The sequence below is a fragment of the Comamonas sp. genome (assembly GCF_036666375.1).
In the GTDB taxonomy this organism is placed as follows: Bacteria; Pseudomonadota; Gammaproteobacteria; order Burkholderiales; family Burkholderiaceae_C; genus Comamonas.
In genome coordinates this window covers 60,404-69,181 of record NZ_JAVWWA010000015.1, presented here as the reverse complement: position 1 = coordinate 69,181, position 8,778 = coordinate 60,404, and the positions used below count along the sequence as shown (strand labels likewise).

Here is an 8,778-nt window from a genome sequence, read left to right as displayed (position 1 = left end):
TTCAAGGCTGCAATGTCATACCGACATGCGGCTTTTTTTCTTAGCGCCTTGCACCGATGCGGCATGGGCGATCTGCTTGCTGGTTGAGTGACGCCCGCTTAACCTTCTGACACAAAGTTACGTTACGATGGTTTTCCAGGCATGGCTTTTTGCCAGCCCACATTGGGAGGAAAACATGACGTTTCAGGAATCCATTCGGGTTTGCTTTGCCAAATATGCGGATTTCAGCGGGCGCGCGACCCGCTCCGAATACTGGTGGTTTGTTCTGTTCATCATCCTTGCCAGCCTGGGCATTTCGATGATCAGCGACGTTCTGGGCGGCATCTTTGGCCTGGCGACCCTGCTGCCGTCGATCGCTGCCGCGACGCGCAGATTGCATGACACCAACCGCAGCGGCTGGTGGCAGCTGATCTGCCTGGTGCCGCTCATCGGATGGATTGTGCTGATCGTGTTTCTCGCCCAGGACAGCACAAGCGAAAGCGCCTACGCCCAGGCCTGAGGGTCACCAGCTCAGACCGTGGTCAAATCGGCCGCCGTTGCCGGCCGTCCATACAACCAGCCCTGACCTCTTGCCTGCGGGTGCAGCGTTTTCAGCAACTGCTCCTGCGCTTCGGTTTCTATGCCTTCGACGATCAGTTGCACCTTGAGTGCGCTGGCAATCGACATGATTCCCGGAATGACTTCGCTCGCCAGCGATTCCGTGCCAATCGCATTCGTGAAGGCGCGGTCCATCTTGATCGCGTCCAATGGCAGCGCGGCGAGATACGCGAAGTTCGAATAGCCCGTGCCGAAGTCGTCGATCATCACCATATGGCCGGCATCGCGCAGCGCCTGGAATGCATGGCCCAGGTCCACATAGTCCGCCGTGGAGCGCTCGGTGACTTCGAGCGCGACCCGGCTCGCGGGAATGCGGTGTTCACGGCACAGTTCTCCCAGATAGTCGCGGAAATGCCGGTTGGTGATTTCCTCCGAAGCCACGTTCACGCTGACGTAGAAAGACTGCTCTGAACGCAGCCGGTCGCCGAGATCACGGAAGGTGCTTCTGAGCACCGAACGGGTCAGCGCATCGAGCCAGCCCATTTGTTCCGCCAACGCAATGAACTGGTCCGGCGGAATGTTCTTGCCGTCCGCATCCGACCAGCGTGCAAGCGCCTCGACGCCGACCAGGCGCCGGTCTTCGAGCATGCGTATGGGCTGGTACATCACGCGTATCGCTTCCCTGTCGATCGCTCTCTTGAACTGGACCGCCATGGCGCTGCGTCGCGCGAAATATCCGCTGACCGTGAGGCCAATGCCCGCTCCCGCGAAAATGCCCAGGAACCCCAGCGCCGCAAGCAATCCCCACGACTGCGCCCACAGCGGCGAGCGCGGGCTCGATTGCACCACGCAGATGGAGCGGCTCGCATGGCACAGCGCAATCGCGTATTTGTGCAGTGCGTCCAATGACTTCTCACGAAACGCCTTGAGCAGGCGCTCGCCGTCGCCGAAGCTGCGGAACACATAGGCGCCATCACGCGAAAGAACCAGCGTCTTGATCGCCGGATCGGCAAAACCCACGCCGTCGAACGCTCCGGGCGCGGTCACCACGGCCATTGCGCCATGGGCGGTCATGTCCGACTGCACCTCGCCTATCGGCGTGGAGATGATGTCGCGCCAGAAACGAAAAGGTGCAATCGCATGATGCGGTGCGGGCAGCGCAAACGGCGTGGACAGACTTCCCCATGCGGCACTGCACGCAATGGCACCTTTTTCCAGCCGGGCGACATCGCGCACGAAGCGCGAATGGAAGCTCAGCAGCCGCAGCTGATCGAGGTCCGCGGCGCTGCAGGGAACGGTATCGAGGCTGCGCGCTTTCTGCAGGATGAGATCGGTCTGGTCGGCAATGTCGACGGCGCGCACCAGGATGCGCGTCGCGTGTTCATGGAGCGTGGCGATGTTTGCGCGGTCTATGAGCTTTTGCGCGGCCACCAGCGTGGTGGCCAGCGTCACGGCCATGGAGGCGATGAGAATGACCTGGGTGTGGCGTCCCGAAGAACCGAGAACTTTTCCAAAAACGGATAGCGGCATGGGAAATTTCTGGACCGGCGCGATTTCTCCACTTGCGTCGTGGAACTGCTGAACTCGCCGGCAGCTGAAACAAATTCGGCTCGAAAGAGCGCTGAGCGTACGCCACAGATGATCTCAGGCATTGCGGCCGGTGCCAAGCAGATGCCGCGCAGATTTCTACAGACATTCCCTGCGCGCGCAGGACCAGCGCCCGGCCCGCGCACCCTGATAAAGTGATAGGCCATTCCAAGCGCAACACCATGGCCTTGCCCCCGCCCCTCCAAGTCGATCTGCGCAGTTACGCGGCGCACAGTGACGAGCACAGCCACAGCTTTTCGCAGCTGGTGCTGCCGCTCGCCGGAACGCTGCAGATGCGCATAGGCGCGCATGACGGCTGCGTGCAGCAGGGCCGCGCGGCGTTCGTGCCCAGCGGCACGCTGCACTCCCAGGCCGGGCGCGGCGCGAACCGGTCACTGGTGCTGGACCTGGGCGATGCCGACGTCACGGGAGAGTTCGTCGAACACATGGCTACGCGCCCGTTCGCCCCCGTGTCGCCGGCCGCATACCGCCTCATCAGCTACATGGGCCTGGCGCTGCAGCAAGGCAGCGCGCGGGGCGAGATCGTCGCACATTGGGTGCCGTTGATGCTGGACGCGCTGAGTGCCCGGACCGCGCGCCCGGTATCGCGGCTGAGCGCGCTGCTGGCCATGGTCGAGACCCGGCCGGGACAACCCTGGACCACCGAATCCATGGCGCGCGAGGCTTGCCTCAGCGTGAGCCGGCTGCATGCGCTGTTTCGCAGCGAACTCGACACGACGCCGGCCGCCTGGCTCACGCAGGTGCGACTGGAACGCGTGCAGGAATGGCTGACGCAGACCAATCAACCGATTGCGCAGATCGCCCTTGCAGCAGGCTATTCGGACCAGAACGCGCTGACGCGAGCGATGCGCAAGGCCAGGGGCATCACGCCGGCCGCATGGCGCCGCCAGGCAAAAGCCCGGGCCTAGTTTTCAGGAGTCCGGGCCCAGACCCGGCGCGGCCGAACAGCGACAGTACAGGCATGTCCCTGCACACGCTTTCCGCCCCCCTCATCGACCGAAGAACCTTCACGGGCATTGCCTGCGCCATGGCCGCCGGCGCGCTCTGGGGCCTGGTGTTTCTTGCGCCCGAACTGGCAAACGAGTTCACGCCGCTGCAACTCGCCGCGGGGCGCTTCCTGGCCTACGGCATGTTTGCCGCCGCCCTGCTCTGGCCCCGCTGGTCTGCGCTCAAAGCCAAGCTCGCCGCGCGCGACTGGTGGGTGCTGTGCGGCCTGAGCTTTCTGGGCAACGCGCTGTACTACGTGCTGCTGGCAAATGCGGTGCAGCGTGGCGGTATCGCGATGACGTCGCTGGTCATAGGCTTTCTCCCCGTGGCGGTCACGGTGATAGGCAGCCGGCAAAGCCAGGCCCTGCCGCTGCGCCGGCTCGCGCCGTCATTGCTGCTGGGGCTGGCCGGGGCGGCCTGCATAGGCTGGGAGTCGCTGGGCGGGCAGGCCGCGCGCGGCGGTCTCGCGGGCGTGCTGTGCGCAGTAGGCGCGCTGGTGTCGTGGACGCTTTATGCGGTCGGCAACAGCCGCCAGCTCGCGCGGCTGCCGCAGGTCTCCGCGCACGACTGGAATCTCGCCACCGGCGTGGTCACGGGCGCGCAGGCCGTGCTGCTGCTGATGCTGGCATGGGCGCTCGAGAGCAATGACCATACGTCGGCGCAATGGTGGCTGTTCATTGCCGTGGTGAGCGGCGTGGCGCTGGCTGCGTCCATAGGCGGCAACGCGCTGTGGAACCGTACCAGCCGCCTGCTGCCGCTCACGCTGGTCGGGCAGATGATTCTTTTCGAGACGCTGTTCGCGCTGCTGTACGGCTTCCTGTGGGAGCAGCGCCTGCCGACCTTCTGGGAAATGGCGGCGATGCTGCTGGTCGTTGCCAGCGTGCTGGCGTGCGTGCACGCGCACCGCCCCAGTCAGCGGACAGAGCACACCAACCTGCCCTAGCCCTCAGACGCCGGCCCACAGCGCCAGCAGCGCCAGCGCCGCGGGCAGGGCCTGGATCAGCAGGATCTTGCGGCTGGCGGTGAACCCGCCGTAGAGGCCGGCAATCAGCACGCAGGCCAGGAAGAACAGCTGGAATTCGAGCCCCGCGCTGCCGCGCGCCAGGCCGTAGAACAGGCCCGCGGCAAGAAAACCGTTGTACAGGCCCTGGTTCGCCGCCAGCGTGCGCGTCTGGGCCGCGAACTCCGGCGTCAGGCCGAAAGCGCGCCGGCCCGCGGGCTTCTCCCAGAGGAACATTTCAAGCACGACGATGTAGCAGTGGATGGCCACGACAAGGCCTATGAGAATGCTGGCGATCATGGAACTGCTCCGGTATCAAACAGGAATCGGCGGCGCGGCGCGCGCGGAAGATCTCAAGGGCGCAACAGTACCTTGCCCTTGCGGCCCGGCTGCAGACTCGCGGCCGCGGCCCGGGACACATCGGCCAGATCGTAGACGGCTTCGACCGGGAGCTTGAGCGTGCCGCTCGCGGCCAGGCCCAGCAGCTCGCCTATCAGACGGCGCTTGTCGTCGACCGACAGCGCCGCGCTGACCTTGCTGCCCCAGAAGCCCTTGACCGTGGCCTGCTTGAAGATCAGGTCGCCCGAAGCAATCTGCATGGGCTCGCCGGCCATGGTGCCGAACGACACCAACAGGCCGCCTTCGCCCAGCAGCGCCAGCAGTTCGCCGCTGGCCTTGCCGCCAATCGAATCGACCGCCGCGCGCAGCGGCGCGTCGCCGGCCAGCGCGCGCACTTTTTCCTTCCAGCCGGGCTGGGCGGTGGAGACCACGTTCGCAATGCCCAGCGCCGCGAGCTCGTCAACGCCCGCGTCGCGGCGCACCAGGTTGATGGTGTGCACGCCGCGCGCCGCCGCCAGCATGGCCAGGGTCTTGCCGACGGCACCGTTGGCGGTGTTCTGCACTATCCAGTCGCCGCTTTGCACTTCCAGGAATTCAAGCAGCATCAAAGCGCTCAGCGGCATGGCAATCAATTGCGCGGCCGCCTCGTCGGCAATCGCCGCGGGCAGCGGCACCAGCAGCGGCGCGGGCGCGATGAAATATTCGGCCCAGCTGCCGTGCACGCCGGCGACGGCCACGCGCTGGCCCAGCGCCACGCCCTGCACGCCTTCACCGAGCGCATCGACCGTGCCCACCGCTTCGCTGCCGCCTATCGCGGGCAGCGTGGGCTTGTAGCCGTACTGGCCGCGCACGGTCCACAGATCGTGGTTGTGTATGGGCGACAGCAGGGTCTTGATGCGGACTTCGCCCGGACCGGGCTGGGGCACGGGGCTTTCGCCCAGCGCGAGAACGTCGGCGGGTTCGCCGAAAGAGGTGTGGATGGCACTGCGCATGGAGGCTCCTGGTGGATTCTATTGGGATGGCTCAGGCCAGCTGCTGCAGCAGCGCCTGGGCGCATGCGGCGGAGCTGCCGGGGTTCTGGCCCGTGACCAGACGGCCGTCGGTGACCACAAACGATTGCCAGTCGGGGCCTTTTTCGTAATGGCCGCCCAGGCGCTGGAACTCGTCTTCGATCAGGAACGGCACCACCTTGGTCAGGCCCACGGCGTCTTCCTCGCTGTTGGAAAAGCCCGTGACGCGGCGCCCGGCAATCCAGGGCTTGCCGTCGGCGCCGCGCACCTTGATCAACGCGCCGGGCGCGTGGCACACCAGCGCCGCGGGCTTGTCGGCGCGTGCAAATGTTTCGAGCAAGGCGATCGACGTGGCGTCATTGGCCAGATCCCACAGCGGGCCATGGCCACCGGGATAGAACACCGCATCGAAATCGGCCGCATTCACCTGGGCCAGGGGCAGCGTGTTGGCCAGCAGTTGCTGGGCTGCGGGGTCCTGGCGAAAGCGCTCGGTCTCGGCGGTCTGGGCGTCGGCTTCGTCGCTTTTCGGATCGAGCGGCGGCTGCCCGCCCTTGGGCGAGGCCAGCGTGATGTTTGCGCCCGCGTCCTTGAACACGTAATACGGCGCAGCGAATTCCTCGAGCCAGAAGCCGGTTTTCTTGCCGGTGTCACCGAGTTGATCGTGCGAAGTCAGTACCAGAAGAATGTTCATTTTGAAGTCCTTTCAGGGGAGGGAGACGCCACGGCGGGCGCCCGGTGATTGCAGGCCAGCAGATGTTCGGTAGCCGCCAGCGCCTGGTGCAGCGGCGTCCTGTCGCGCCCGAGCTTCGCCAGCAACGCCGCACCCAGCCACATCTGGTAGAGCACCTGGGCCAGGGCCTGGGCATCGGCGCCCGGCGGCAGCGAGCCGTCTTCGCGGCCTTCGCGCACGGCAGCGGCAATGCGCGCCACCAGCGCGGCCACGCCGTCGTTGAGGATGCGGCGCATGTCTTCGGACAGGTCGGCGACTTCGGCGGCCAGCTTCACGACCAGGCAGTCTTCGGCCCAGCCGCGGTGCTCGGCCGTGCCCAGCCAGGCCTGCCAGTACGCCATCACGCGATCACGGCCGCTGCTGTGCTCGGCCAGCAGGGCCTGCAGGCGCTGGCCATAGTCGGCGACATACTGCTCGAGCAGCGCGCAGCCAAAGGCTTCCTTGGAGGCGAAGTAATGATAGAACGAGCCCTTGGGCACGTTGCAGGCCGTCAGCAGCTCCTGCAGCCCGACGCCGACAAAGCCCTTGCGCAACACCAGCGCATGGCCGGAGTCCAGCAGCTGCTGGCGCGTGGCTTCGGCTTTCTTGGTCAATTTCATGCCTGTATTTTATACAGAATAGACCAGTCGTCTAGTTTTTTGATGTCGCCTGGAAGACAGGACAGCTGCATCCGCCGCCATGACCCCAGCCTTGGCGCGTATGGCATGCTGCGGGCACAATCGCCCTCCCCTTCACTGTTTCATTGCCGCACCATGCCCGCCACCGAAATCACCGTCACCTCCGCTGGCAAAGTCGCGGGCCAGGAACTGCTGGTTCCCACGGGCCAGGAAGGCGCGCATTACGCGCATATCCAGGACTGGCTCACGGCCCAGCTCAAGGCCAAGAAATCGGTGCGCGACGTGAGCCAGAAAGTGCTGGTCAAGGGCATCAAGCAGTGGGCAGTCTATGAAGGCAAGTCGGGCGGCAAGCCCGTGCGCTGGGTGTTCAAGATCACCTGAAATCAGCGCGCGACCACGGGCATGGCGGGCGCGAAATGCCTGGCGCCGACAACGCACAGAATGACGGCCAACGTCACGCCCACCATGCCCAGACTCACGGCTTCGTGCAGCAGACCCGCGGCCAGCGCCAGGCCGAAAAACGGCTGCAGCAGCTGCAGCTGGCCGACCGCGGCAATGCCGCCCTGGGCCAGGCCGCGGTACCAGAAGACAAAGCCTATCCACATGCTGAACACCGACACATAGGCCAGGCCCAGCCAGGCGGTGGCGCTCACCTGCGCCATGTCTGCGGGCCAGCGCAGCGCCGCCAGCAGCAGCATCGCGGGCAAGGCGAGCACCAGCGCCCAGGAAATCACCTGCCAGCCACCCAGATCGCGCGACAGCCGCCCGCCTTCCGCGTAGCCCAGGCCGCAGATGGCGATTCCCAGCAGCATCAGCAGATCGCCGCGCCAGGACGCCGCCATGCCCTGCGAGGCGGCAAAGCCCATCACCAGCGCGCTGCCCAGCAGCGAGAAAAACCAGAATGACGGCTGCGGGCGCTCGCCGCCGCGCAGCACGCCGAAGATCGCCGTCGACAGCGGCAGCAGGCCCATAAAGACCAGCGTATGCGCCGCGGTCACCTGCTGCAGCGCCAGCGCCGTGAGCAGCGGAAAGCCCAGCACCACGCCCAGCGAGACCAGCCCCAGGGAGCGCCATTGGTCCGCGGTCGGGCGCCGCTGGCGAAACAGCGTCAGCGCGGCCAGCGCCAGCAGCCCCGCGATGGCCGCGCGGGCGCCGGTGAGAAACAGCGGGTCCAGCTGCATCACCGCAACGCGCGTGGCGGGAAGGGAGCCGCTGAAGATCAGCATGCCGATGAAGCCGCTGCTCCATCCGCTCGATGTTTTGCCCATGATGTGCTTTCTTGTGTGGCGATGTGAAAGCGTTGATGCTAGGCAGCACCATCAATACAATCAAATAATTGTCATGGATACACTGCGCTATGCCCCAAGCCCGCTACAAGCCCCTGGTTGACCGACTGGCGAAAGACATTCGCTCGGGCCGGCTGCCGCCGGGCACGCGCCTGCCCACGCACCGCCAGCTCGCGGCGCGCGAAGGCCTGGCGCTGGTCACGGCAACGCGCGTCTATGCCGAACTCGAAGCCATGGGCCTGGTCAGCGGCGAGCAGGGCCGGGGCACGTTTGTCAAGGAGACCGCGCTGTACGCGGGCCAGAGCATAGACCTGCACAGCGCGGCCGCCGACATGGTCGATCTGAGCTTCAACTACCCGTCGCTGCCCGGACAGGCCGAGCTGCTGCGCGTCGCGCTGCGCCAGCTTGCGGGCTCGGGCGACCTCGAAGCGCTGCTGCGCTACCAGCCGCATGCGGGCCGGCTGCACGACCGCGCCATGGTCGCGCGCCACCTGCTGCGCCGCGGCCTGAGCGTGCCGGCCGAGCAGGTGCTGCTGGTCGATGGCGCCCAGCACGGCATCGCGATCACGCTGATGGCGCTGCTGCTGCCCGGCGATGTGGTGGCCGTCGATGCGCTGACCTATCCGGGCTTCCGCCTGATCGCCCAGACCCAGCATCTGGAACT

At 66.0% G+C, this 8,778-nt stretch carries 11 protein-coding genes; 5 read left to right on the top strand and 6 right to left on the bottom strand.

Annotated elements, in window-relative coordinates:
• Window positions 1-127: 127 nt before the first annotated feature.
• Entirely contained in the window at window positions 128-499 is a 372-nt protein-coding gene (locus RR928_RS06005; RefSeq protein WP_332534817.1) for a DUF805 domain-containing protein, read from the top strand.
• A gap of 11 nt (window positions 500-510) precedes the next feature.
• Here RR928_RS06005 and RR928_RS06000 read toward each other — a convergent pair whose 3' ends face one another.
• A complete protein-coding gene (locus RR928_RS06000; protein WP_332534819.1) occupies window positions 511-2,067 on the bottom strand; it encodes an EAL domain-containing protein in 1,557 nt (518 codons plus the stop codon).
• 239 nt (window positions 2,068-2,306) lie between these two features.
• Between RR928_RS06000 and RR928_RS05995 the strand changes: the two genes are divergently transcribed.
• Complete coding sequence (locus RR928_RS05995; RefSeq protein WP_332534820.1) at window positions 2,307-3,053, top strand: AraC family transcriptional regulator; 747 nt, start codon at window positions 2,307-2,309, stop codon at window positions 3,051-3,053.
• A 53-nt stretch (window positions 3,054-3,106) separates the two neighbouring features.
• Entirely contained in the window at window positions 3,107-4,075 is a 969-nt protein-coding gene (locus RR928_RS05990; RefSeq protein WP_332534822.1) for a DMT family transporter, read from the top strand.
• A 3-nt stretch (window positions 4,076-4,078) separates the two neighbouring features.
• On the opposite strand, the gene RR928_RS05985 is transcribed toward RR928_RS05990, so the two are convergent.
• From RR928_RS05985 to RR928_RS05970, 4 genes are read right to left on the bottom strand one after another with little or no spacing between them, the layout of a single operon-like run.
• Complete coding sequence (locus RR928_RS05985; protein ID WP_332534824.1) at window positions 4,079-4,432, bottom strand: DUF1304 domain-containing protein; 354 nt, start codon at window positions 4,430-4,432, stop codon at window positions 4,079-4,081.
• A 53-nt stretch (window positions 4,433-4,485) separates the two neighbouring features.
• Window positions 4,486-5,463 (bottom strand): zinc-binding dehydrogenase, encoded by a 978-nt coding sequence (locus RR928_RS05980; RefSeq protein WP_332534826.1) that lies wholly within the window; start codon window positions 5,461-5,463, stop codon window positions 4,486-4,488.
• Between the two features lie 31 nt (window positions 5,464-5,494).
• Window positions 5,495-6,172 carry a type 1 glutamine amidotransferase domain-containing protein gene (locus RR928_RS05975; RefSeq protein ID WP_332547636.1) on the bottom strand — a complete coding sequence of 226 codons (678 nt, stop codon included), beginning with the start codon at window positions 6,170-6,172 and terminating at the stop codon, window positions 5,495-5,497.
• Window positions 6,169-6,810: a TetR/AcrR family transcriptional regulator gene (locus RR928_RS05970; RefSeq protein ID WP_332534830.1), complete on the bottom strand. Its 642-nt coding sequence runs from the start codon at window positions 6,808-6,810 to the stop codon at window positions 6,169-6,171. Before RR928_RS05970 ends, RR928_RS05975 begins: the two co-directional genes overlap by 4 nt.
• 153 nt (window positions 6,811-6,963) lie before the next feature.
• On the opposite strand from RR928_RS05970, the gene RR928_RS05965 reads away from it, so the two are divergent.
• Window positions 6,964-7,209 (top strand): hypothetical protein, encoded by a 246-nt coding sequence (locus RR928_RS05965; protein WP_332534831.1) that lies wholly within the window; start codon window positions 6,964-6,966, stop codon window positions 7,207-7,209.
• Between the two features lie 2 nt (window positions 7,210-7,211).
• Here RR928_RS05965 and RR928_RS05960 read toward each other — a convergent pair whose 3' ends face one another.
• Window positions 7,212-8,096 carry a DMT family transporter gene (locus RR928_RS05960; protein ID WP_332534832.1) on the bottom strand — a complete coding sequence of 295 codons (885 nt, stop codon included), beginning with the start codon at window positions 8,094-8,096 and terminating at the stop codon, window positions 7,212-7,214.
• 89 nt (window positions 8,097-8,185) lie between these two features.
• Here RR928_RS05960 and RR928_RS05955 point away from each other — a divergent pair.
• A partial coding sequence (locus RR928_RS05955; protein ID WP_332547635.1) for an aminotransferase class I/II-fold pyridoxal phosphate-dependent enzyme occupies window positions 8,186-8,778 on the top strand: 593 nt, incomplete at its 3' end.

What these genes read in the sequence shown, in the direction of transcription:
- RR928_RS06005 (WP_332534817.1), top strand. Translation starts at nt 128, where the DNA reads ATGGTTTTCCAGGCATGGCTTTTTGCCAGCCCACATTGGGAGGAAAAC.
- RR928_RS06000 (WP_332534819.1), bottom strand. Translation starts at nt 2,067, where the DNA reads ATGCCGCTATCCGTTTTTGGAAAAGTTCTCGGTTCTTCGGGACGCCAC.
- RR928_RS05995 (WP_332534820.1), top strand. Translation starts at nt 2,307, where the DNA reads ATGGCCTTGCCCCCGCCCCTCCAAGTCGATCTGCGCAGTTACGCGGCG.
- RR928_RS05990 (WP_332534822.1), top strand. Translation starts at nt 3,107, where the DNA reads ATGTCCCTGCACACGCTTTCCGCCCCCCTCATCGACCGAAGAACCTTC.
- RR928_RS05985 (WP_332534824.1), bottom strand. Translation starts at nt 4,432, where the DNA reads ATGATCGCCAGCATTCTCATAGGCCTTGTCGTGGCCATCCACTGCTAC.
- RR928_RS05980 (WP_332534826.1), bottom strand. Translation starts at nt 5,463, where the DNA reads ATGCGCAGTGCCATCCACACCTCTTTCGGCGAACCCGCCGACGTTCTC.
- RR928_RS05975 (WP_332547636.1), bottom strand. Translation starts at nt 6,172, where the DNA reads ATGAACATTCTTCTGGTACTGACTTCGCACGATCAACTCGGTGACACC.
- RR928_RS05970 (WP_332534830.1), bottom strand. Translation starts at nt 6,810, where the DNA reads ATGAAATTGACCAAGAAAGCCGAAGCCACGCGCCAGCAGCTGCTGGAC.
- RR928_RS05965 (WP_332534831.1), top strand. Translation starts at nt 6,964, where the DNA reads ATGCCCGCCACCGAAATCACCGTCACCTCCGCTGGCAAAGTCGCGGGC.
- RR928_RS05960 (WP_332534832.1), bottom strand. Translation starts at nt 8,096, where the DNA reads ATGGGCAAAACATCGAGCGGATGGAGCAGCGGCTTCATCGGCATGCTG.